Origin of the sequence: Thermobrachium celere DSM 8682, from assembly GCF_000430995.1 — a bacterium.
Lineage (GTDB): Bacteria > Bacillota > Clostridia > Clostridiales > Caloramatoraceae > Thermobrachium > Thermobrachium celere.
Map to the genome: position 1 here is coordinate 83,414 of NZ_HF952039.1, position 24,681 is coordinate 108,094.

Annotated in this window: 23 protein-coding genes and 1 CRISPR repeat array; of the genes, 5 read left to right on the forward strand and 18 right to left on the reverse strand. The window is 29.5% G+C overall.

Annotated elements, in window-relative coordinates; translation table 11 throughout:
- The first annotated feature begins 2 nt into the window (after positions 1 to 2).
- Together TCEL_RS11955 and TCEL_RS11960 are read left to right on the forward strand one after the other, a co-directional pair.
- A complete protein-coding gene (locus TCEL_RS11955) occupies positions 3 to 788 on the forward strand; it encodes an endonuclease/exonuclease/phosphatase family protein (RefSeq protein WP_018666459.1) in 786 nt (261 codons plus the stop codon).
- A gap of 108 nt (positions 789 to 896) precedes the next feature.
- Positions 897 to 2,579 carry a glycoside hydrolase family 13 protein gene (locus tag TCEL_RS11960; RefSeq protein WP_018666461.1) on the forward strand — a complete coding sequence of 561 codons (1,683 nt, stop codon included), beginning with the start codon at positions 897 to 899 and terminating at the stop codon, positions 2,577 to 2,579.
- A gap of 314 nt (positions 2,580 to 2,893) precedes the next feature.
- Here the strand turns inward: TCEL_RS11960 and TCEL_RS14250 are convergent, their stop codons facing one another.
- From TCEL_RS14250 to TCEL_RS11970, 4 genes are all read right to left on the reverse strand, one after another.
- Entirely contained in the window at positions 2,894 to 2,983 is a 90-nt protein-coding gene (locus tag TCEL_RS14250; RefSeq protein WP_278199864.1) for a group II intron maturase-specific domain-containing protein, read from the reverse strand.
- A gap of 217 nt (positions 2,984 to 3,200) precedes the next feature.
- Entirely contained in the window at positions 3,201 to 3,386 is a 186-nt protein-coding gene (locus tag TCEL_RS14135) for a reverse transcriptase/maturase family protein (protein ID WP_018666463.1), read from the reverse strand.
- Positions 3,387 to 3,697: 311 nt separating this feature from the next.
- On the reverse strand, positions 3,698 to 3,925 hold the full coding sequence (locus TCEL_RS14140) for a hypothetical protein (RefSeq protein ID WP_018666465.1): 228 nt from the start codon (positions 3,923 to 3,925) through the stop codon (positions 3,698 to 3,700).
- Positions 3,926 to 4,379: 454 nt separating this feature from the next.
- Positions 4,380 to 4,556, reverse strand: a complete 177-nt coding sequence (locus tag TCEL_RS11970; protein ID WP_018666467.1) for an H-type small acid-soluble spore protein — start codon at positions 4,554 to 4,556, stop codon at positions 4,380 to 4,382.
- A 351-nt stretch (positions 4,557 to 4,907) separates the two neighbouring features.
- On the opposite strand from TCEL_RS11970, the gene TCEL_RS11975 reads away from it, so the two are divergent.
- Genes TCEL_RS11975 through TCEL_RS11985 form a run of 3 tightly spaced genes read left to right on the forward strand, consistent with a single transcriptional unit; the run spans position 4,908 to position 5,925 of the window.
- Entirely contained in the window at positions 4,908 to 5,276 is a 369-nt protein-coding gene (locus TCEL_RS11975) for a DUF2089 domain-containing protein (RefSeq protein ID WP_018666470.1), read from the forward strand.
- 11 nt (positions 5,277 to 5,287) lie between these two features.
- Entirely contained in the window at positions 5,288 to 5,653 is a 366-nt protein-coding gene (locus TCEL_RS11980; protein WP_018666472.1) for an SHOCT-like domain-containing protein, read from the forward strand.
- 11 nt (positions 5,654 to 5,664) lie between these two features.
- Positions 5,665 to 5,925: a hypothetical protein gene (locus TCEL_RS11985; RefSeq protein ID WP_018666473.1), complete on the forward strand. Its 261-nt coding sequence runs from the start codon at positions 5,665 to 5,667 to the stop codon at positions 5,923 to 5,925.
- Positions 5,926 to 5,934: 9 nt separating this feature from the next.
- Here the strand turns inward: TCEL_RS11985 and TCEL_RS11990 are convergent, their stop codons facing one another.
- From TCEL_RS11990 to mgsA, 14 genes are all read right to left on the reverse strand, one after another.
- The gene (locus TCEL_RS11990) at positions 5,935 to 6,420 is read right to left on the reverse strand and encodes a hypothetical protein (RefSeq protein ID WP_018666474.1); all 486 of its coding nucleotides are present in this window, start codon (positions 6,418 to 6,420) and stop codon (positions 5,935 to 5,937) included.
- A 13-nt stretch (positions 6,421 to 6,433) separates the two neighbouring features.
- Positions 6,434 to 7,048 (reverse strand): J domain-containing protein, encoded by a 615-nt coding sequence (locus TCEL_RS11995; protein ID WP_040684100.1) that lies wholly within the window; start codon positions 7,046 to 7,048, stop codon positions 6,434 to 6,436.
- On the reverse strand, positions 6,978 to 7,967 hold the full coding sequence (locus TCEL_RS12000; protein ID WP_341348983.1) for a DUF5685 family protein: 990 nt from the start codon (positions 7,965 to 7,967) through the stop codon (positions 6,978 to 6,980). The genes TCEL_RS11995 and TCEL_RS12000 overlap by 71 nt, the downstream gene beginning before the upstream one ends.
- A gap of 19 nt (positions 7,968 to 7,986) precedes the next feature.
- Complete coding sequence (locus tag TCEL_RS12005; protein ID WP_040684101.1) at positions 7,987 to 8,325, reverse strand: hypothetical protein; 339 nt, start codon at positions 8,323 to 8,325, stop codon at positions 7,987 to 7,989.
- Positions 8,326 to 8,644: 319 nt separating this feature from the next.
- Positions 8,645 to 13,907: direct repeats of the CRISPR family, unit length 35 nt; unit sequence GTTTTAATCCCTTTCTAGGGAAATAGAATTCTAAC.
- 232 nt (positions 13,908 to 14,139) lie between these two features.
- Complete coding sequence (gene cas2, locus TCEL_RS12010) at positions 14,140 to 14,427, reverse strand: CRISPR-associated endonuclease Cas2 (protein ID WP_018666481.1); 288 nt, start codon at positions 14,425 to 14,427, stop codon at positions 14,140 to 14,142.
- A gap of 11 nt (positions 14,428 to 14,438) precedes the next feature.
- Positions 14,439 to 15,413: a CRISPR-associated endonuclease Cas1 gene (cas1, locus tag TCEL_RS12015; protein WP_018666483.1), complete on the reverse strand. Its 975-nt coding sequence runs from the start codon at positions 15,411 to 15,413 to the stop codon at positions 14,439 to 14,441.
- A gap of 1 nt (position 15,414) precedes the next feature.
- A complete protein-coding gene (gene cas4 / locus TCEL_RS12020) occupies positions 15,415 to 15,987 on the reverse strand; it encodes a CRISPR-associated protein Cas4 (protein ID WP_084739383.1) in 573 nt (190 codons plus the stop codon).
- Positions 15,984 to 16,769 carry a CRISPR system precrRNA processing endoribonuclease RAMP protein Cas6 gene (gene cas6, locus TCEL_RS12025; RefSeq protein ID WP_018666487.1) on the reverse strand — a complete coding sequence of 262 codons (786 nt, stop codon included), beginning with the start codon at positions 16,767 to 16,769 and terminating at the stop codon, positions 15,984 to 15,986. The genes cas4 and cas6 overlap by 4 nt, the downstream gene beginning before the upstream one ends.
- Positions 16,769 to 18,763: a type I-D CRISPR-associated helicase Cas3' gene (gene cas3, locus TCEL_RS12030; RefSeq protein WP_040684103.1), complete on the reverse strand. Its 1,995-nt coding sequence runs from the start codon at positions 18,761 to 18,763 to the stop codon at positions 16,769 to 16,771. Before cas3 ends, cas6 begins: the two co-directional genes overlap by 1 nt.
- Positions 18,711 to 19,415 carry a type I-D CRISPR-associated protein Cas5/Csc1 gene (cas5d, locus tag TCEL_RS12035; protein WP_018666491.1) on the reverse strand — a complete coding sequence of 235 codons (705 nt, stop codon included), beginning with the start codon at positions 19,413 to 19,415 and terminating at the stop codon, positions 18,711 to 18,713. The genes cas3 and cas5d overlap by 53 nt, the downstream gene beginning before the upstream one ends.
- A gap of 5 nt (positions 19,416 to 19,420) precedes the next feature.
- Positions 19,421 to 20,428, reverse strand: a complete 1,008-nt coding sequence (cas7d, locus tag TCEL_RS12040; protein ID WP_018666493.1) for a type I-D CRISPR-associated protein Cas7/Csc2 — start codon at positions 20,426 to 20,428, stop codon at positions 19,421 to 19,423.
- Positions 20,421 to 23,234 (reverse strand): hypothetical protein, encoded by a 2,814-nt coding sequence (locus TCEL_RS12045; protein ID WP_018666495.1) that lies wholly within the window; start codon positions 23,232 to 23,234, stop codon positions 20,421 to 20,423. The genes cas7d and TCEL_RS12045 overlap by 8 nt, the downstream gene beginning before the upstream one ends.
- Before the next feature lie 103 nt (positions 23,235 to 23,337).
- Positions 23,338 to 24,273, reverse strand: a complete 936-nt coding sequence (locus TCEL_RS12050; RefSeq protein ID WP_018666497.1) for a WYL domain-containing protein — start codon at positions 24,271 to 24,273, stop codon at positions 23,338 to 23,340.
- 29 nt (positions 24,274 to 24,302) lie between these two features.
- Positions 24,303 to 24,671, reverse strand: coding sequence for a methylglyoxal synthase (gene mgsA / locus TCEL_RS12055; RefSeq protein WP_018666499.1), 369 nt, complete (start codon positions 24,669 to 24,671; stop codon positions 24,303 to 24,305).
- Positions 24,672 to 24,681: the final 10 nt, after the last annotated feature.

Consider the following 24,681-nt stretch of genomic DNA (forward strand, 5'->3'; position numbering starts at 1 on the left):
TAATGAAGCTTTTAACACTAAACTGCCACTCTTGGATTGAAGAAAACCAACTAGAAAAGCTTGAAATAATTGCAAAGGACATAGCTGAAAAAGAATATGATGTTGTAGCTTTACAGGAAGTAAACCAACTAATAGAAGGCAAGATTGTGGAAGGCATTGTTAAAGAAGACAACTTTGCCTTCCTTCTCATGAATAGAGTAAATGAACTTTCAAAGGTAAAGTATACGATGCTTTATGAAAAGAGTCATGTAGGATATGGAAAATATGAAGAGGGCGTTGCATTGTTGACTAAGCATAAAGTATTAAATACTAACTCCCTCCTTATAACAAACTCAAACAACTTTAGTTTTTGGAAGACAAGAAAGATATTAAAAGCTACTCTACTTGTAAATAACAATGAAATAGACTTCTACTCATGCCACCTTGGATGGTGGAATGATGAAGAAGAACCATTTAAACAGCAGTTCGATAGATTATATAATACAATTGATAATAATAAGCTTACATTCCTTATGGGAGACTTTAACAATAACGCATTTATACGAAACGAAGGATATGACTATATGCTTAAAAAAGGACTATTTGACACATATAACCTTGCTTTAGTAAAGGATGATGGCGTTACAGTTAAGGGTAAAATAGCCGGTTGGGATAAAAATAAAAATGATTTAAGGCTTGATTTAATTCTAGTAAATAGGCCTATCACTGTTAAATCTTCTTTTGTTATATTTAATGGAAAAAACAAAGAGGTAGTATCAGACCACTTTGGAGTATGTGTTGAAATATAAATATACAGGCTGTCTTAAAAATAAATTCAATAAGGCAGCCTTTAATTTAAAGGTGATATTTTCTTAATATTTTAAAATTTATAAATTATTGTAAAGGATGGTGTTTTTATGAATAGAGTTTGGTGGAAGGAAGGAATTGCTTATCAAATATATGTTAGAAGCTTTAAGGACACAAATGGAGATGGAATAGGAGATTTAAAGGGAATAATAGAAAAGCTTGACTATCTTAAATACTTAGGAGTTAACATCATATACTTAAACCCTATAAACAAATCTCCAAACGACGACAATGGATATGATATAAGTGACTACTACGATATAATGGATGAGTTTGGAACTATTGATGATTTTAAACTATTAATTGAAGAAATGCACAAAAGAGACATGAAACTTATTATGGACTTAGTTATAAACCACACATCCGATGAACATCCTTGGTTTGTTGAAAGCAGAAAATCAAAGGACAATCCTTATAGAGACTACTATATATGGCATCCTGGTAAAGATGGAAATCCTCCAAACAACTGGGGTTCCTTCTTTGGAGGAAGTGCTTGGGAATATGATGAACAAACTGGCGAATACTATCTACACCTCTTCTCAAAAAAGATGCCAGATTTAAATTGGAGAAATGAAAATGTTAGAAATGAAATAATTAAAATGATTCAGTTCTGGATAGACATGGGGGTTGATGGATTTAGATTTGATGCTATAAACCACTTAGAAAAGGACTTTAACTTCCCCGATGCTGAGGTTAAGGAAGGTCAAATATATGGAGACTTTATAAAATACGTTCAAAATCTTCCAAAGGTGCATGATTATATAAAGGAAATAAGAAGGAGAGCCTTTAACACAGGACACCATGTTTTAATTGGGGAAACAGGTGGAATAAGCTACCACAACGCATACCTATACACAGGCGTTGACAGAGAGGAACTTGACATGACCTTCCATTTTGACATGCATTCTGTAGGTAAAGGAGAAAAGGACTGGGAGAGGAGAAAGATAGATTTAGTTAAAGAGATAAAGGAAAAGATGAGTGGATGGCAGATGAGGGATGAGAAGGAAGGCTGGTGCCCAATATTTTTCTCAAACCACGACTCAACAAGAACAGTTTCAAGACTTGGAAATGATGAAAAATACCATAGAGAGTCTGCAAAGATGCTTGCAACACTACAGCTTACCCAAAAGGGAACGCCATTTATTTACTATGGCGATGAAATAGGTATGACAAACGCTTGGGACTTTGAACTTGAGGATTATAGAGATGTTGCTGTTTTTAATAAATATAGGGATTTTGTTGAATCTGGACTTGTGAGCCACGAAAACTATATAAAGGGACTTCACTTAACATCAAGGGACAATGCAAGAACTCCAATGCAGTGGGACGACAGTAAAAACGCTGGATTTAGCGAAGCTACTCCTTGGATTAGGGTAAACTCAAATTATAAAGATATAAACGTTAAGGCTCAAATGCAGGATGAAAACTCCATATTAAATTACTATAGAAGGCTTATTGAACTTAGAAAAAATAATTTAACTCTTGTTTATGGAGACTTTATTGAAATAAATAGGGAACATGAAGAGATATATTCATATATTAGAAAAGGTGAAGACGATGCCTTCCTTGTAATTGTAAACTTCTTTGATGGAACACCTACGTTTAATCTTCCTGAAGATGTGAAAATTAAAGAGGCTGAGCTTGTTTTATCAAACTATAAGTGCGATGATAAAAATGTAGATGGCATAACTTTAAAGCCTTATGAAGCTAGAATTTATAAGTGTAAATTGTAATCAAGTAGGAGCTTAATATATTTTATCCAGCAACCTCTCACACCATCGTACGTACCGGTCTGGTACACGGCAGTTCATTAGTTTACATACATTTTAGAATACTGTGAAATTAGGCTTTTATATCCTTACTTATTAAAATATTCGTTAATTAGAGTTGTTGATAGAATGTAACTATTTGCTATATGTCAATATCCTTTTCGGGTATTGGCATATATTTTTGCAAAATATGGTTTCATTCCTAATCTTATCAGATTCCTATCCCTTTTTCTGAACTTTTTCCATAGTTTCCATTCACACATTCTTTATATTCTTATCTATTGCTCTAATTCTTTCATATGGGTCTTTGCTTTCGCAAGTCCGAAGTAATTCACCCATCCAATTATTATTTGATTAAATTTATTTATTCTCTCTTATATGCTTATCGGTTTCCTTCGGCTAGTTATATCTCTTATCTTGTTTTTAAATTCTTTTGTTTTCCTCTACTATTCTTATGTTTAGTTCTCCTTGGACTATATTATAAGAAAATCCAAGAAATTTTCTTTTCCATAGTCTATCAACTACACTTTTCTCTTTGTTTACCTTTAATTTGAGATTCTTTTCTATGTAATCAGTTACACTCTCTTAAACTCTAAGTCCTGCCCTTTCACTTTTAACAAATATATTGCAGTCATCCGAATATCTGCAGAACTTATGTCCTCTCTTTTCTAACTCTTTGTCTAAATCGTCTAGGATTATATTTACTAAACTCATCAGGATATCGTAATTTACTTTGTCAAAGAATTTCTCTAGGTCTAATCTACCACCCATATATATCCTTCATTTATGTACTCATTTGCTTTCTTTACAGCATCTTTTGCACTCCTATTTGGTCTGAAACCATAACTGTTTTCTGAAAAGCCTTTATCAAATATTAATGTTAATTCTTAAGCTATCGCTTGTTGAATTAACCTATCAAGAACAGTTGGTATCCCAAGTAGTCAAACTCCACTATTGTGTTTTGGTATCTCAACTCTTATAACTGGCTGTAGTTTGTATTTACCTTGCAATATTGCTAATTTTATTTCTGGCCACTCTTGTATTAGAAATCCCCGACGTTCATAGGTTGTCATTCTATCTATTCAATGGCTACCTTTATTAGCAATTACCCTCTTGTACGCTCTTTGTATATTTTCTCTTGAGAGTAGTCTTTCTAAGGTTCCATATTCCTCTGCACAGGTTTCTCCTTCTAAGACTGCCGGAGATACTCTATACACTCCTTGTTTATCTTCATGTTCCACATTATTCTCAGCAAGATAACCTGTATATTCAGTTTTCTGCAATCTTTGCATATCTCTCGAAGTCTTCAAAATTTAAAACCTCCTAATATTCAGTCCTTCCTATGATAAAGCGTATCTCATGGTACTATGACCTCTGCTGACTTCTAATAGTTCAACTGTCCAACATTTAATAGGTTACCACTTTGAAAGTTCATTCTTTTAGTGATGTATCTGTTAGACCTCCCCAGGTAAGAGCAACCACCTTCGTCCAATATACTCGCCACATTTACTGCATGAAGTTCGGGTAATATTGGACTTTGTTTTGTAAACTCATCCACCTCAAAACAGTCTCGTATGTAGTTCTTGTTCATCGAGCCGGGACTTTGCCTCCGGCTTCCTTCAGATTCCACCTTACGATAGGCACCCTTGCCATTTAACTAGTAGTTACCACACCAAACCTATAGGGGGCTTTCACCGCCAAGCTGTCGACCATGCCGGGCACACATAAAAATACTCTAGGTGCTAGGCACCTAAAGTATTTTTATTATCCTTCCTGTAATTTTGATACTGGTACTTCAAACACCTTGTTGGTTTCAAGATCCTTTACTACTGCTGATTTAGTAGATTTATGTACCTCCTCAATCCAAACGCTGTGTCCGTTATACTTTACATCAATTACTCCAAGTGAATCTTGGATTTCCAGAGCCCTTTCAAGTCTCATATCTTCACCCCTTTTTTATTATGTTGTGTAAAATTAAAAATATTATTCACAATTTTTTACATATTATTTTTTAGACTTTTTGCCCTACCTACAGTTCCACCTAATTTTCTCCAAACATAATAAAAGCACTTAAAAATAAAACAAAAAGTATAATTACAGTTCTCCTATTCGGTGTCAAATTAAAACCTTTTTTATTAATAAATTATTTAAGAAAACAAATACATCTATTTAAAATTTTAATTTTTTTATTAAATATTTTTATATTTCATGTGTTATATATTAATATTTTTAATTTTTATATTTACATTTTTAATATTAGAGTTATAATATAATTAAGAGAGGTGAAAAAGTATGACATTTAAAATTATATCCAAATGTCCTGTGTGCAATTCAAAATTAATTGCAACTAAACTTAAATGCAAAAAATGTGAAACTGTTATTGAAAATGAATTTGAGCTTTCAAGATTTTCAAATTTAACAACAGAACAACTAAACTTCATTGAAGTTTTTATAAAATGCAGGGGAAATATAAAGGACGTTGAAAAGGAACTTGGAGTATCCTACCCTACAGTAAGAAGCAAACTTGATGATGTAATATCTGCACTTGGTTACATACCAACAAAAACAAAAGATGAAAATAATACTCTTGATATACTAACAAAGCTTGAAAATGGTGAAATAACAGCCGATGATGCAATTAATTTATTAAAAAATAAATAAGGGGGATTAAAATGAACGAAGAAGTAATGAAGGTATTAAAAATGGTTGAGGAGGGCAAAATTGACTCACAAAAAGCAGCTGAACTCATTTCACTTTTTAATTCAAAAGAACAAGAAAAAATAAATGAAACTAAAGAAAAAATGTTTAAAATTATAGTAAAGTCATCAAAGGGAGACAATGTAAACATTAATGTTCCTGTTAAATTTATTAGTACACTTGGTACAGCTATTAAAAAGCTACCAAAAGTCGAAGGCGTTGAGGGACTCGAAGAAATTGATATGCAGGCTATTTTAAAGGCAGTAAGTGAAGGCCTCGAAGGTAAAATAGTAGATATAAAGAGCGAAAACGGTGACATTGTTGAAGTTGTAGTTGAATAATGGTGAGAAAGATGAGAATATACATCAAGCAAAATAATGGTAAAAAAATAGATATATTCATCCCAAATTTTCTATTAAATACTGCAATTAATATATTTAATGCTACTATTTTTTTCGGAAAGCCTTGGCTTCATAAGGAGTTTAAAGAAACTATAGATTGCATAGATTTAAGAGCTTTAAAGAAATGTTTTAAGGAATTAAGAAAATATAAGGGATTAAAATTAGTATCTGTAAGATCACAAAATGGTGAGGAAGTTGAAATAATAGTATAGGGCTGTGTTTTACAGCCCTAATTTATTTATCACCCATCCTATGAATTTTGTAAATACAACATCATATATATAGAAAAATAGTTGTGCTGCTATTAAGAATAAATAATAATAACCTATTACAATGTCCTTTGAAATAAAAAACTTATACACATTATACACAGCTATTATAGAAAGGTTAAAATAAATGTACTTAAACACCCAATTGAATTTTATTCTGCTCTCTAAATATGCCTTAACAGAAGGATAAAAGGACATAGGGATAAAAACTAACACATACACCTTATTTGGTATTAAATAAAAGGCTAATATATCTGAGGCTAATGCCACCAAAAGCCCAGTGTATATATTAGAAACAATAATTGGTATTGCAAGGATATAGCTTGAAAGGGATAAAAAAGTTATCTTACCCTTGACACTTATAAGCCCTAAATAAAGCGATATTATAGTAAGTGCTGCGGCTATGCCACTGTAGGCAATCCTTTTGGATTTATCCACATTATCCCCCCTCTTAACAGCAGGAAATCAAATCTCCTCCTAAACATTCACAACAGCAATCTGCACAGTATAAATATGTACATATAGTACAGCAGTCATCGTTTGATCTTCTTGGGGTGTTATAGTAATGAGTATTGTAACTTCTATAGCTGTTATTCATCCTATAAAGTGCATCCCTATACTCCGTATTATATGGGTTCATTTCTGATGCTCTTTTTATGTAGTCATACCCAACAGAATAATTACCTCTGTTTATATATATAAGCCCCATAAGATAGAACCATTCATCATTTCTAATATTTATTCTATTCAACTCTCTTTCTGCACTAAAATAGTCTCCTCTATTTATATACTCCCTAACCCTTTGAAAATCTGAGAAACTATTTTGGCCATAGTAACCACCTGATGAATAGCTACTTGAGTAACCTCCTTGTTGTTTTTCATGGTTATTTAAAAGATATTCATAGGCCTCATTTATTTCTCTCAGCTTTTCCTCTGCAAGTTCCTTTAAAGGATTGTCATGATATCTATCTGGATGATATTTCTTCACAAGCTCCCTATAGGCTCTCTTTATATCCTCCATTGAAGCGTTCTTGTCTACACCTAATAGCTCGTATGGATTTTTCATTTATCTTTTCCCCCTTTAGTATTCTTTCTGTCTTGTCTGCAAGGGATAGATAAATTATATTATCTAGTATCCCCTTATTCTTTTTTATATCAATAAGTTCATATGCCTTAGTTATGTTTTCAAGGTAGCTATATAAAACAAACCTCATATTTTCAACTACCCTTTCTCTAAAGTTTTCTTCTTCATTGTAGTTAAAGGCATAAATCAATGGATTGTACTTCTTTTCCTTTATGTCCCTTTCTAAATCATCTAAAGCATCTATTACATATATCCATCTTCCAAGATTATACCCAAAATACTTTAAAACTTCACCTACTTTACCCTCTAAAACATCAAATATTTCCTTTGTTATTTCTCCAAATAGGTGGCTTAATCTGTCTATATCAGGTGAGTTTTGCTTTTCTAAATAGGACATCTCATTAAGATTTTTGTCTATCACTTCAATTTTATCCCTAAACTTTTCATTATTTTTCACATTAAAAATCTTTGAAAGTAAAAATGAAATATAGTTTTTGTCGTCATTGTAATCATCCAAAAGTTTTCTATTGGTTAAAATTATATTCATCATAGCTGCATAATCTATATATTCATTGGTAAAATAGTTTACTTTATTTACCTTATACCCACAAAACCTTCTCTTTGGCCTATCCATATCATACTTTATAGAGGATAAAAATAGAGCGAGGAAGGTCATATCGTAATTTAAAATGTACTTTGTTGGGTAGTTTATCTTTCCAAGGGATGTGCAAACTCCACAATAGTAACCCTTGAAAACATCAAGCTCCCTAACCTTAAGCTCTGACTTTAACGGTGTAACATAACCGAATATACCACCACATCCTTCTTTATAAGTATATTTTAATTTTACTGCAAATATATTAAAAATTCCAGATATGGTTAATTTAAAAAGAAAAAGAATTCATCCGAAGATGAATTCTTTATAAGTTATAAGTTATATTGTTGCCATTTAAAAACTGTTCAAGTATCAAATGCTTATTTTGTCGTGTCAATAAAACTACTTCATAGTTTTGTTTTACAAAGTCTATAAAACACTTTATTATCTTATATTCTTCTCTATTTATAACTTCTATGTATGCCTTGGCTAATTCACCCTTTAACTCCCTATCTCTCAAAAGTAAATCCCTAAGTGTCCTTATAAGCTCAAATCCCAAAGCAAGTTCTTGTAGAGAGTAATCCTTAAAACCTCCCCCCACTTCCTCAAAAGGATTAAACATAATATTTTCTAAAATACCAACAGCCCGATTAAAATCCCCCATAAATATCCTCCCTGTTTAATAAAAAAATACTATTTTTAGAAATAGTATGTTTACAAAAACAAAATTATTACTAAAAAAGAGTGCTATAAAAATTACTCTATAGCACCTATTTTAAAAACAATTAAAAAGCAAATTACACACATATTAAAACTCAATTAAAAATATATTAAACAAAAATAATATCATTTTAAAACCCTTTTTAGGGAAATTAATTATTACACAGTTTTAGCTTACCTTTAAGGAATTGACTTTTAATCCCTCTTTAGGGAAGTAGAATTGCATATCATACCTTAGCATTAATGAATGATGGAACTGTTAACTTTTAATCCCTTTCTAGGGAAATAGAATTCTAACTTCAAGTGTTGTAAAGCAACTTTTAGATATACTACCTTTTAATCCCTTTCTAGGGAAATAGAATTCTAACGCCTAGGCGAAATGTTCGCCCTCAGCCTAACCTCAAACCTCTTTTAATCCCTTTCTAGGGAAATAGAATTCTAACAGATAAAGGTTTCAACTCCCTTTGCCTTCTCTGGGTTTTAATCCCTTTCTAGGGAAATAGAATTCTAACTAAAGGTTCAACAAGGAAAATTGACATTAAAAATAGGTTTTAATCCCTTTCTAGGGAAATAGAATTCTAACTAGGTGAATTACAAAGGTTTCATCAACCATTATAGATTGTTTTAATCCCTTTCTAGGGAAATAGAATTCTAACGAAAAGAATATTCTTTTTGCATATCTAAACCCTAAAAAAATTGTTTTAATCCCTTTCTAGGGAAATAGAATTCTAACTTTTTTATTAAATTTCATTTTATCCCCTCCCCTCTATTAGTTTTAATCCCTTTCTAGGGAAATAGAATTCTAACATATATGCAATTTGTTTGTTATAAGCCATATCTTTAGTTTTAATCCCTTTCTAGGGAAATAGAATTCTAACAGGTCGACAGCAAAAATGATGTGTAATACATATAGCAAGTTTTAATCCCTTTCTAGGGAAATAGAATTCTAACTTATTGCTGTCGCATAAATCCTTAAATAATTGCGAGTTTTAATCCCTTTCTAGGGAAATAGAATTCTAACCCATATTGACTTTGTGTCGCCTTCCATAAGATTTTTGTTTTAATCCCTTTCTAGGGAAATAGAATTCTAACCTCTCCAGTCCAATCTCCTGTTTGTTTGCTTTATGAGTTTTAATCCCTTTCTAGGGAAATAGAATTCTAACATCCTGGCTACTACAATGCATCCGTTGAATTCATAGATGTTTTAATCCCTTTCTAGGGAAATAGAATTCTAACTAAAATATGATACCTCTAATACAATGAAAGCAGATATGTTTTAATCCCTTTCTAGGGAAATAGAATTCTAACCCTGCCCCTTAATTTTCTTCTTGACATTTTAAATAATTGGTGTTTTAATCCCTTTCTAGGGAAATAGAATTCTAACTCAATTACATGATAAAGACTCTATAACAGGTTTATTGTTTTAATCCCTTTCTAGGGAAATAGAATTCTAACCTTTATAAAGCCCCAACGCATGTGTTTTTGTGAATTTTGGTTTTAATCCCTTTCTAGGGAAATAGAATTCTAACGGATAAGGCTAATTTCCAAACTGCAAAGATTCAAGGGTTTTAATCCCTTTCTAGGGAAATAGAATTCTAACGGATAGAGAGCTTGCCGGAGAAGTTAAAAAAGCAATGGGTTTTAATCCCTTTCTAGGGAAATAGAATTCTAACCTGCTTCTTCTATTGCTTTGATTATTACTTCATATTCGTTTTAATCCCTTTCTAGGGAAATAGAATTCTAACACCACCCTGTTGCAGTAAATCCTGATTCGTCTTCATCTCCGTTTTAATCCCTTTCTAGGGAAATAGAATTCTAACATTTTAGCTTTTAGCGTCTTAATTTCTTCTGTTTTTGGTTTTAATCCCTTTCTAGGGAAATAGAATTCTAACTAAAATTTATCAAGAAAACGAAGGAATAAGAAAAGCAAAGGTTTTAATCCCTTTCTAGGGAAATAGAATTCTAACTAGATATAGCATTTGAGCTTCCTGCTGTTGTATTATCAGTTTTAATCCCTTTCTAGGGAAATAGAATTCTAACGGTGAATGGGAGTTGGGAACTCCCTTCACCCTCATTATGTTTTAATCCCTTTCTAGGGAAATAGAATTCTAACATCGGATAATCTTGTTGCCCCCTCCACCCTGAGTCGGGTGTTTTAATCCCTTTCTAGGGAAATAGAATTCTAACTTTGCAGTCATTCATGTTGCACCTCCGGTTATAAGTTTTAATCCCTTTCTAGGGAAATAGAATTCTAACAAATAGCAGATACATTCAAATTTCAAGAACAGGAACATAGTTTTAATCCCTTTCTAGGGAAATAGAATTCTAACAATCTAACAAATATACCATTCCGATTTTCAAGTAATTCGTTTTAATCCCTTTCTAGGGAAATAGAATTCTAACCTTTAACATACCTGTTCCCCCTTTTGTTTTTCTATGTGTTTTAATCCCTTTCTAGGGAAATAGAATTCTAACGCATACCAATTAACGTCTAATGTCGGCACCCTCGGAGGGTTTTAATCCCTTTCTAGGGAAATAGAATTCTAACGTAGTCTTTGTTTTTGCCATTTTTCAAGTTCTTTGTTGTTTTAATCCCTTTCTAGGGAAATAGAATTCTAACATAATAACATAAAGGAGTGATATTATGTTACCAATGTTTTAATCCCTTTCTAGGGAAATAGAATTCTAACTTTTTTCGGAGTAAAGAAGGTAATTACATCTATGGGTTTTAATCCCTTTCTAGGGAAATAGAATTCTAACGAATAACCATAATCTACTTGTCCACCTGGAGTATACATGTTTTAATCCCTTTCTAGGGAAATAGAATTCTAACTTAAACCTAACACTAAATATTGTTATAGTTTTTATGCAAAGTTTTAATCCCTTTCTAGGGAAATAGAATTCTAACCATTTTCTTTCCTTCTTTGAGCAATCTTGTTCAAGTCCCGTTTTAATCCCTTTCTAGGGAAATAGAATTCTAACCTCTTTAGTAACGGCTAAAGCCTCCTGCATTTTCTTTCTGTTTTAATCCCTTTCTAGGGAAATAGAATTCTAACATATGTCAACGGGATTCCTGTAAAGTATCCGTTACGAATATCGTTTTAATCCCTTTCTAGGGAAATAGAATTCTAACAGTATATGGGGATGCAAAAGAATGATTTATTTTATGTTTTAATCCCTTTCTAGGGAAATAGAATTCTAACTTATTATACATTTTGTTTCAAGTCCAAACAATTTAGTTTTAATCCCTTTCTAGGGAAATAGAATTCTAACAGCACCATATAATGGAGAATTCACATACAAAATAACTCGTTTTAATCCCTTTCTAGGGAAATAGAATTCTAACATCTTTTCCTTTATTTCATCCCATTTTTTATTGACTTGTTTTAATCCCTTTCTAGGGAAATAGAATTCTAACATATACCTTGTGGACGAGCAGAAATATATTGAGTTTGTTTTAATCCCTTTCTAGGGAAATAGAATTCTAACAAGATAAAGAATGGACTTTATATTTCAAAGTTGAGGAGTTTTAATCCCTTTCTAGGGAAATAGAATTCTAACGAAATAAAACAGAGGGATTTATTCCACATACCTAATGTTTTAATCCCTTTCTAGGGAAATAGAATTCTAACATAGGTTGGCAAGAAAGGTTAAAATCCGCTTTGGAAGAGTTTTAATCCCTTTCTAGGGAAATAGAATTCTAACATCCAAAGGCAACCTAACATCCCATGCACATGATGTTGGTTTTAATCCCTTTCTAGGGAAATAGAATTCTAACAAAAGGGGTAGTTGCGTAATTGTTAAAACAAGAATTTATGTTTTAATCCCTTTCTAGGGAAATAGAATTCTAACGTTTTGCTTCCTCTAAGCTCACTATCATCAAATCACGTTTTAATCCCTTTCTAGGGAAATAGAATTCTAACCAGCAGTATAGTCAGTTGATTCGTCGTCAAGAACATAGTTTTAATCCCTTTCTAGGGAAATAGAATTCTAACTGATATAAAGGTGCTTGATGAATATACAAAGAAAAGTTTTAATCCCTTTCTAGGGAAATAGAATTCTAACCTCTTGTGTTGCAAGCTCCTAAACCTTCTGTGATAAGGTTTTAATCCCTTTCTAGGGAAATAGAATTCTAACACCTGCTTCGTTTACGATATAAGCCTGTTGTTTTCTCCCTAGTTTTAATCCCTTTCTAGGGAAATAGAATTCTAACCTATATCACGAGATGACCACGAACTAAAACCAATTAACTATGTTTTAATCCCTTTCTAGGGAAATAGAATTCTAACCATGTTGTCATTCATGAGCTTTATAAACCTTGAAGTGTTTTAATCCCTTTCTAGGGAAATAGAATTCTAACAAATTTGTGGGGGCTAAGGGAATACCTCCTAATTTAGACGTTTTAATCCCTTTCTAGGGAAATAGAATTCTAACGATAATAGCATGAGAATTAAATTTAGAGACAAGCTCTATGTTTTAATCCCTTTCTAGGGAAATAGAATTCTAACCTATGTGTAATTTTTACACATACCTATGTGTAATTTTTAGTTTTAATCCCTTTCTAGGGAAATAGAATTCTAACTCATAGTACACCTCACCCTTTAGAATTTATAATTTATGTTTTAATCCCTTTCTAGGGAAATAGAATTCTAACAGAATATTGCTGCTAATACTCACAAACCTTATAAGTTTTAATCCCTTTCTAGGGAAATAGAATTCTAACCGCTGGTATAAAAGCCGATGTATCGTCTGTTATACAGTTTTAATCCCTTTCTAGGGAAATAGAATTCTAACATAGACACTGACAAGCCTGGTATAACTTTATTTTGTTTTAATCCCTTTCTAGGGAAATAGAATTCTAACATTATATTCATTTCATCAAAACCTTCACTTATTTTAGTTTTAATCCCTTTCTAGGGAAATAGAATTCTAACAGGTAATGTAATTTTTAAATCAAAAGTGGAAATTGGGTTTTAATCCCTTTCTAGGGAAATAGAATTCTAACAAAGAAATTGCGGATAAAGAAGGTTTAGAATTTAGTTTTAATCCCTTTCTAGGGAAATAGAATTCTAACAGCATAAATTTCATTTAATTCACCACTTCGAACACTCATGTTTTAATCCCTTTCTAGGGAAATAGAATTCTAACTCATTCCAACTCAATCATGGCAAAGATTAGTTGTTACTGGGTTTTAATCCCTTTCTAGGGAAATAGAATTCTAACTTTTGAATGTCAGAATACCTTTCCCCATCAATTGCCCTGGTTTTAATCCCTTTCTAGGGAAATAGAATTCTAACATGGATTCCATAGACATAGGGTAGGAAAAGAATATCAAGATATGTTTTAATCCCTTTCTAGGGAAATAGAATTCTAACGAGAGTATGCATCACAATAAGTCGCAAGCATATCAATATCGTTTTAATCCCTTTCTAGGGAAATAGAATTCTAACTCCAATTCTTGCCCTCTTCCCAGCATATCCATTCTGGTTCAGTTTTAATCCCTTTCTAGGGAAATAGAATTCTAACTCTGTCTTCAAGACGTCTTGAAATTAAAGGATTCTTTATATATTTTACGAATACATTGAAAATTAAAGTAATATTTCTACAAAATTATCTCAAAAATTCTTTTATAAAATCTGAAAATACTCATGCGAATAATATTTCTAAGGTTTAACATCATAGAACAATTATAAATACTTAATTCATATAAATTTAATTTTGATTTATTTTTCAGTTGAAAATCTTTTCGCAACCTATGTTATACGTAAAAAATATCTTCATCAAAATGTTTCTTTAAACCAATATATTCAACAAATCTTTGTGCCTCTGGAGTTAATCTGTAAATTATTATACTATCTTCATTATTATTTATCAATTTCATTAACTTCACTTTCAACATCTGTAGTTGGGTATTATTTAATCTGCACTCAAATAAAGAATACTGTACTCTTTGACCAAACCCCTCTAAAACCTTTGAGACCCTATTCCTTGTTCTATCTTTTGGAATATCGTAACTTATCACATATAAATTTTTATACTCATTCAATAACATCCCTCCTACTTAAAAGTATAAGGTATATACTCATCAAAATCACCAATTAAATATTTAACAAGCATCCTTGATTGTAATAAAATAACTTTTTGAAAAGGTATTTTTTCTTTTGCTAATACATGTGATGTTTGCCTTTCAAATCTTTCTTTTATTCTTTTAAAATATTTTAATCTTGCATCACTATTTAAGTAATAAGCTCCTAACTTTTCTTCAAAATCACCCTTTTCTATTTCACCATTTCTAATTAAATTCAATACAAAAGCATCAGCAATGGGTCTTATTTCCTCAAGCATATCTAAAGCAAGTGCAGGTCTTCCATATACACAGGAATGTAAAAAACCTAAATAAGGGTCTAACCCTGCCGTAATTAAACTACTTATACATTTTGTAAGAAATATTGTATATGTATAAGATAACAATGCATTTATCTCATCTTTTGGAGGTCTTCTACTTCTCGAATTAAAAGTAAATTCCTCTGGAATAACCTTTCTAAATGCTTCAAAATATATTCTACTAATTATCCCTTCATATCCCATAAGTTCTTCTATATTATCTGCCTCTAAAATTTTTGCCTTAATTGACTTTATCTCATCTATTTCAGTTTGCAAAAACTTATTATATATCTTCTGCCATCTATATAGCATAGTAATTTGATTTTTAACTTTACCAAAAATAAACCTCTTAGCTAAATATAATCTGTTACTATCATATGCTTTATATTGTATAACTCGTAGATTTATGTTTTTGCCTAAAGGTGGTATTATACTACCTTTATACTTGGCATCTTGTGTTAAAAAATGTACATATATTTTTTTATCCATAAGAAAATGTACTGCAGGAGTTGTTAAAGTGGCTCTACTTAAAATAACGATATCATCTACATCTAATAATTTTATTTCAGTATTAATATCTTTTAAAAACAAAACTTCTCCACTTTTTGATATTTGGCCATTATATTGGTCTATAAATAAAGTATTCAACTCAATCCTCCTCTTTAATCAATGTAAATTCAGGTAAACATACTTCTTTTTCAGAACAACCTTCACATCTATTTGTATATTCAAACTTAGGTACTAAACCAGATGTTATTATGCTTTTCATATTTTCTATAATCTCTTTTAATTTTTTAATTTCATCTTCAGTTTTTTCTATATATCTTCTTCTATTTGAGAATTCATAATAGATACTTATCTCATCAACTTTTTTATTATATGTCTCCTCAAAAGCTATAGCTTGTGCCAATACTTGAAATTTATCATTTTCCCATTCTGCCCTTCTCCCCCTCTTTTCTTCAATAATAGTTATCTTTCCGTCTTTAATTAAAACAATATCAATTATCCCTTCAACACCTAAATTTTCACTGTATACATATATATTTTTGTAATATTTTCCACCATCCGTCCAATGTTCCAAATCAGAATGTTTCTCTTTGCCTTCTAATGTATAAAAATTGTCTGTTCTAAACCCCAAAAAATACTCTAAATAAAATCTTCTTTTACAATATACAAAAGTATTTATAGAAGAAATTGGTATATAATTTTCCAATATAATCATCCCCTTGTGATTTCACGTACACTCTTCCCATCTATTTTTATATTAATATTTCCAAAGCCATGAGCATTTTTAGCTCCAATTCCTATATATGTTGAATACACAAGTTGTTTTATAAATACCTCTCTATCTTTTAAAGATAATCCAGTTATATCGATTTTTATATAACCTACACAACCATACATATCTAATCCACAATACCTAACCTTTATGTTTTTAAAATAAAAACTTGTTGGAAATAAATTTTTTATGTCTATTTCATCAGAGTTACCCTCTATTTTAAATTGATTTTTCTTTAAACAATTACAAATTATATCGATATCTGGATAACAATAATTTTTGTTCACAAGCTTTATAAAAAAAGGTGTATTTATAAATAATTCAACATCTTTAATTTCTGAAAAAGGAATATTATTTATATCTTTCATTCTTAATCCAAAACAATCATTACTGCATTCTTGATATGAATTAAATTTAAATTCTATACATTCACCATTTAAATCAAAATTAAATACCATATTTTCAAAAACCAATCTATCTCTTATATCATTTAAAAGTTTTATCCCTTCCTCATTCCAAGTAGCAACATACATCTCTGCTCGATTTTCATTAAAATTTAAATATAAAGGCGATAATGAAAAAATACTACTTCCATGTATTTTTTCCGCTTCTTCTCTATCAAGTAGTTTATCAAGCAAAATATTATAGCTTGCACCATATAAAATTAACTTTTTCTCACAGTTATTATGATGTAAGCTAAATTTAAATTTTACTTTTTTAAGCACTAATATATCCCCCTTCTTTTCTGAAGTATGCTCCACATCAAAAGTGCATTTCTTCCAATAAATATTTTTTTATTATCTTGAAAATCAAATGTTTTAAATAAAGGTGGTAAATTCATTTGAATACCATCTTGAATAACAACTGGATAAATTATATTTTCAAGTTTATCATTAATATGATTTAATGCATTCTTATTTATATCACTCTTATATCTCACCTCAAGTACAGCAAACTTTAAACCATTATAGGTAAGCTCATCAAAATCTAAATCATCATCCTCTTCGTAAAGTGCAAAATAAAATCCACCTTGTTTTTTTTCACTTTGTTTTCCTACCAAGACTGCTATAGAACTTCTATCCTTTCTTATCTTTTTCCTCAAACCATTTGCTTTTTCTTTATCTAAATACTTATTAATTTCCTCTTCTTCCTTAATCACTTCTAAATCTGTAAATCTACTTAATGCGGTAATTATATCTACATTTACATAATCATTTCTTTTTTTATCTACTATATAACACGTGGGTACAAAATCTCTAAAACTAAATAGCACTTGACTAAATGTATCTTCATATTTATGTTTAAACTTATCAATTAAATTATTGATTTCATCTAATTCCTTTTTTACTTTAAATATATTTTTATAAGTTATTTTATAAAAATCATCTTCAAGCTCCTTCAAACTACAGCCAAGTATTCTCGAAACTTTTGAAAATGCATTATATATAGTAAGTGGTGCTACAACCCTAGAAGCTTCTTCAAAATCTTCAAGTTGATAATATATTTTCTCTAATTGCTCAAATAATTCCTTTCTATTTACTTCATTTCCATCATATTTCTTTAATCTATCAAACACATATTGAGGTATGAACATAATCGCTTCAGAAATCCTATCTAATCTTTTTCCTCTTGCAATTCTTCCTATTCTTTGAATAAATTGTGCACTGCTTCTTGCCTCTGCTATTAATACATCTTTATATGTTCCATCTGCATCATTAGGGTCAACTCCAACTTCAATTGCCGCTGTTCCTATCGTTATTTTTGACTTCAAAGGTTCATTATCTTTTTTTATTCCATGAACTTCTGCAATATCTAACCCTTTTGATTTTAATTTTTCTGATAATATATTTGCTTGGAACACAGAATCCATTATTATTAAAATTGATTTATTTTCCTTCATATAATTATCTATATTTTTTTCTAAATATTCTTCAATATCTTCATTGCCTTTCCACAACCATAAATTAGAAGGATATAGCTTTAGCTTTACTTTTTCTTGTATAATTTCATCTCCATCCTCTGCATGTACATTAACAACCTTAATTCCTATATTTCTTATTGAATCAAGCATTTTTTCCTGTGGTGTTGCAGTTAGTATAATAAATATAACTGGTTTAGATATCTTTTCCCTTAACTTATATGACTCATAAATTATAGATGTTATTTCGGCCTTTTGTTTTTCGTCATATAGGTGGAATTCATCAAATACCCAAATCATATATCTTCCTAAAAGATGTGCTAAACTATAGTTTTCTGTAATACCTTTATAAAAATCAGTAAAGGTTAAACAATATAATATATCAGGGTTAGTTAAAACAACATCTCTGCTAAATAATATTTCTATTGCTTTCAATCTATTATCTATATCATTTTCTAACATAAATTCATCTATTTTATCACTAAAAACCAACTCCACCTTTGAATCATCAAATCCACTTAAAGCCCTATACTGATCCTTTATAAGTTCATTTGTAGAATACACTCCTATTGTTTTATACCCATATTTTAAATATGCTGAATATGCCGATAGGGTTTTCCCTGCCCCTGTCGGTGAAGTATTAAATATAACAAGCTGTTCTTTATTTTTAACTGCCTCTTCGATTGCCTTTAATGTATCTTCTTGATGTTGATAAAACTTTATATTTCTTCCCTTTATTAATTCTTCTCTACTTCCTTTTTTTATTCTTCTTTCCTTCAACATAATTTCTATACAATTCATCAACATCACTCCCAAAATATTTACAAATTGGCAACACAACTCCATTTTCAGACTTTATACATTCTATCTCCTCTTCATAATAAGCATTTTGTATAAGCCTATTTGGAATTGAAAGTTCTGTAATGTCAAATTCCTGTGGTTTTTGTAATAAATCCATATAATTATATACTCCTTCAAACATTCCATTTGCCTTAATAACTTTAGCTTGTTGCCAGTTATAACTTATTCTACATGCAGTATCCCATTTACCTAATCTAATAATATTCTTGATTTCTATTTTTTCATTACTTAAAATGTATGTTGTTAAAACTGCTTCTGGTTCTATTGCCGATATTACTCCATTCACAGGAAATGGTGTGTTTTTTTCCATACTAAGTGCATAACCATCCTTCATACTATTAAATCTTAAATCTACTAAATTACCATCCCATTTAGAAGGATATATATAAATACCTACTTTATTCAAATTATTTAAATCTTCTAAGTAATATACCTTGTCATAATACACTTCATATCTATTAGGGCAAAAACCAAATGCATAGCTCAAACTGTAATTATGTTGATATTTAGATGTTATATAGTAGTCACTAATCTCCTTTGAGGCATAGAAAAGATAATCTTGAAGCTCTATTTTAACTTCTGCTAAATACATCTATATCACTTCTTTCTTGATTTACTTTTTTCACCTTTTTCTTCAACTTTTCTTATACTATATTCCTCTATTTGTTTTTCAATATTTTGATAAATTTCCATTAGATTTGTATCATCTTTTATATAATTTCTAAATTCTTCAATAAAAGTATTTATATTGTCTACCTTTTTAACACTGGAAAAAGCATTTTTTATAATTTCATCCTCTACTCTATTGAAAGCCTCTTTAACTAAATTAAGATCTATGTCGTCGAGTTTATCTTTAAGTTCATCATATAAATGTTTTGTTAGTTCAAGATTTGTAAATACCTCTTGATTTGATATATATATTCCAACAATATGGTTTTTAATAAGCCCTCCTCTATTTGCTTCAGCTCCATATCTTGTAGTTAGAAGTATATTAGCTAACACATACAAAAATTCATCCTCTGTAACATCAACTAATGTTTCAACACAAGGGAATATAACCCCAGGTTTTATATGTTCCTTGGATGATAGTGCTGTTCCTGTTGAATGTGTTTCTTCATCTACTGCATTTAATGTTATTTCTTCAACTGTTTTTTCACCATAATCTCTAATTGAAAATGCTGTATCTGTTATTACTCTTGTTTTTCTCGACTGATTTGTATCTGCATTATCTCCACCCTGTGCTGCATACCCATACAACATACAATCTGGACATTTCCCGCAAAGATGTTGAATAAGTGAACAATCTTCTCTTCCGCATATAGTCAACCCTTTTTCAATTAACTTTCTCCTAAGTGCCTTTCCTGTTCTTCTCTCACTTGCAACTTGCTTTCTCTTTATCATCAATACTCTTGTTACTTTTGAATTATCCTTAACCCCTGCTGTTGTTTCTGCCACATTCAATATTCTTCCTTCTGTTGTAAATATTCCATAGGATTGAAGTTCACGTAGTATTACTATTTGAATATATTTATTTTTCTTTACATCTGTTATCATTTCAGCAAAAGCATTATTTTCTCTTAATACATTTAAAAAATCTTTACTCATTTTTTATTTCCTCCTCTTTCTTTGTATCATTTTCATATAGTTTTTTTATTATCAAAAACTCTATTGCAGAAGCAAAATAATTTTCATTTTTAGATAATTCTCCTTTTTTACATTTGCAAACCCCTTCATAATAACCATATATAAATACATCTACAAACTGTTCTATAGCATTAATCCTGTCTACTCCATATGTCGGTGAATATACTGTATTATGTCTTTCTACTAAATCTCTTACCGAACCACACACAATCTCTTTTATCTCTTGGATATTATTTGTCTTAACTTCTTTAATCGTTTTTACAGAACGTCTAAAAGGAAGAGTAATAATATAACTTGAGTCACTCTTATTAGGTTTCCAAAATTTTAACATTTTTTCTGCAATTTCACTACATACAGTCATCTGTACACCTCCATTCAAATTTGCTATTTTGAATAAAGAATTGATAAATGGACCATTTAATTTGTTTTCATAAATAGCTTTGAAAAAAGCAGCTCTCTCACTAGAATCTTTAAACCTTAAATAATTAAATATTCCTAAAGGATGAACTGACATCTTTGTTATTAGTGGTATTAATTCCCTACTTCTTTGTCCTTTAAATCCGTTATACACATCTTCTATCAAAAATACACTATTTAATACATAGAAAGACTCTTCTAACCCTTTATAATCTTCAATTTTCGTTAAATTATTAACCTTAACTTTATTTAAATAAATATTTTTGTAATTACCATTAAATAAAATATCATTATTATCAAAATTTAATGTTTTAGACGAAGTAATAACAGTGTTTAAACCATAATAATAAGAAAGTACAAGAGCTTGATAATACATTTTTAGAACATTTTCTGCATCTGATGAAGTAGCTACAAAAATATTAAATCTATATTCAGGTTTTAAAAAATCCTCGGCCAATTCTCTTTTATTTATTTCTATTTGCAATTCTTTTTCTTCAACCTTTATGAATAAAGATTTATTATTAAATTTTGTTTTATATAAAGTTTTTTCATCAATTTTATCTTTGATTTCTCGTTTTATTTTTTTAAAAGAGTCTATACTTATTGGAAAATCTATATTTTTATAAGTATAAACATATATATCAGGATTTAAATAAGTATCTGACAAATCAAAATTTATTTTTTGTAACAACATATCATAAGCACATATTTTGCATAAATACGGTTGCTGTTTTATTTCTTTAGTAAGTCTTCCATTTTTTTGATTAATAACTATTTCTTCTGGCTTTGATTTAAATGAATATTTAGTAGTTAAAAACCCCTTTTGAAATCCTAACCCTTCTGGTATTTTTCTCCCACATATTAAACAAGTAGACTTTATTTTATCGTTACTTGTTATATAATCAGTGTCATTTACTTTATTACCATATACTTCATAAAAATAATCCTTTAAATCTTGCCTTAACAAACTTACATTATTGTTATTTATACAAAATTTCTGTATGCTCTTTTCAAAACTTTCTTTGAACCTTTCTTTCATTTTATTAATAATCTCTTTGTAATCATCTCTTTGTAATATTAAGTCTGCAATGTAGGTTGATATTAAAATATAATAAATTTTATTTCCACCATCATCTAAAACCTTTTTAAAATTTCTCATAAAATTAATATTAGAACTTATTTTTTTATCCATTTCATTTAAATTCAATATATCTTGGTTAAATATATTCCATACTTCCTCATATACATCTTCAACTTTTTCATTTAACAAGAATGTATGATATGAATTTAAAGATATAAATATTTGTCTTACTAAATCTATAAATATATCATCTTCTTTTCTATTTAAAATGTTATTTATTATTTCAAATCTTGTATCTTCCATTAAATCCTTGTCTAAATTATTTTTGACCTTTTCAAATCTGTTTTTTAAAGCTCTAAACAAAATATCATCATTTTTTGAAGTTAATGCTTTTCTTAAAATTTCTAATTGATTATCTGTATCTAATATCAAAAACATATCAAAAAAATTAAAATTATATTTATTATCCCTGATATTACTTGCAACAGCATCTAAGTATTTAGTTTCTTTAGTTGGAATCAATAAAGTTTTGTTTACTATTTCATCTATTTCTTTTTCTAAATCAATTTTTTCACCTAAATAAATAATATAATTTTTAAAATAACAAAACATTCTTCTATTCGTATCATAAATATGCTGTTCCAATGCTTTTAGCATTATATTTGTTATGGCTGGACGAATTTCTTTTATTTTTAAATAGTTTATTTTATAATTTAAATTAAGAAATAAAAACAGTTCTTTTAATTTTTTTATTACATCATCAATTTCATCCATAATTACAAGTTTATCTGCACATCTAATTATTTCCATTTCCTCTTCATTTTCATCTAATGCATATCCTATTTTATAAGTATTTTGTTGCCTACCTTTGTGTATTGATGACGATAAAATAAATTCTGCACAATCTTTAAATTCTGAATATAACCCTAAATCACTGAGTATATATTCAATATCTTCTAATTCAAAATCTGTTTCTTTTTCTTTTTTATACTTTGGTATTTTATTTATATCGTGAAACAAAGCTCCTGCTACTATCTTTTTTATATTATCATCTGTATTTTTCTCTGGGTGTTTTTGATAATATAAATTCGATATACACAATGCAAAATTTAGAGTTTTTATGGCGTGTTCAGTAAATCTTTCATTCCTTTTACAACCATAGTTTTCTTTATCTTTTGCTAATTCCATATGAAATCCATTGATGTAAAATACATCTAATATTTTTTTTGCTATGTAACTTGCTTTTTCAAAATTTATTTCATTTTTCACTTTTTTCACCTCAACTTTCTTTAATTACTATTCATAATATAATTTTATATTTATTAAAAATATTCTGTCAACTATAATTGGAGCTAAAATAAAAACAGCGACATTATGTGTCACTGTTTATCATTATTGCATTATTTAATATATTTAAGTATTCTTGTTTTAACTCTATTGGTTCCAATATTTCAATTCCTTCTGCATATTGTAATATGAATGGTAACATTTCTTGTGGCTTTGCTACTGAAAATTCTATTACTCTATTTTTATTATCATTTATTTGAGACCTATGCCAATCAACTTCAGTTAAATAAGTCCATATTTCTTCTTTATGAACCTTTAATCTCACTTTTTTTATCTCTTCACCACCATAAAACTCCCAAGCATTTTTAAATAAGTCCTTTACATTATCCTTGTACACATTATAGTCAATTGTACAATTTTGTTTTCTTAAATCCAATATTCTATTTACTCTAAATATTTTAGCTTTATAATTTTCAATACAATCCAGAGCTAGTACATACCAAGCTCTTCTTTTAAATACTATTTTATAAGGAACTATACAATACTCTTTTTCTTCACCATTTGGAAGTAAGTATTTCATATTATAAATAAAATAATCCTTATCCTCTAATAAACTATCATAAAGCTTTGTCATAAAATATTTTTGCTTACTATTTAACCTACAGATAGGTTGTTTATGTATTTCTATGTAATTATCTTTAAACTTTAAATTAAATTTAGCCTTTATCAATTCTGGTGAGTTTAAAAAAAAGTCAATATAAGATTCAGCAGCTTCAACAGACAAATTAATAAGTTGTTTTAGATCTTTAGTAATAGAAATGCTGTCCTCACTTTGTTTTTCAATATAAACTTTATTTTTATTTGATTTAATATCAATGTTTTTTACCTTCTTAGCTTTATTAACATATCTATAAAACGTCCTTACATCTATATTTAATATCTCACATATTTGATTTTTTGTATAATTACCCGATTCAACAAGCACTAAAAAATTTTCAAACCTTTCTATACTTCCCTTCAATAACACTCCTCCCTTTTAAGACAACATTACTACTTCTTTCTTAATAGGTTTATAAATATCTCTGCAGTACCAAGGTTTGTTGCAAGAGGTACGTTGTGTACGTCGCATATTCTTAAAAGTGCTGTAACATCTGGTTCATGGGGCTGTGCTGTAAGTGGGTCCCTTAAAAAAATAACCATATCTATGTCACCTTGAGCTACCATACCGCCTATCTGCTGATCACCACCATATGGACCTGACAAAAATCTATGAACCTTAAGCCCTGTTGCCTCTTGAATTAACCTTCCTGTTGTACCTGTTGCATAAAGTTCATCGTCCTTAAATACATCCCTATACTTTTTTACAAACTCAACCATATCATCCTTTTTCTTATCATGGGCTATGAATGCTACTCTCATCTTTTATCCC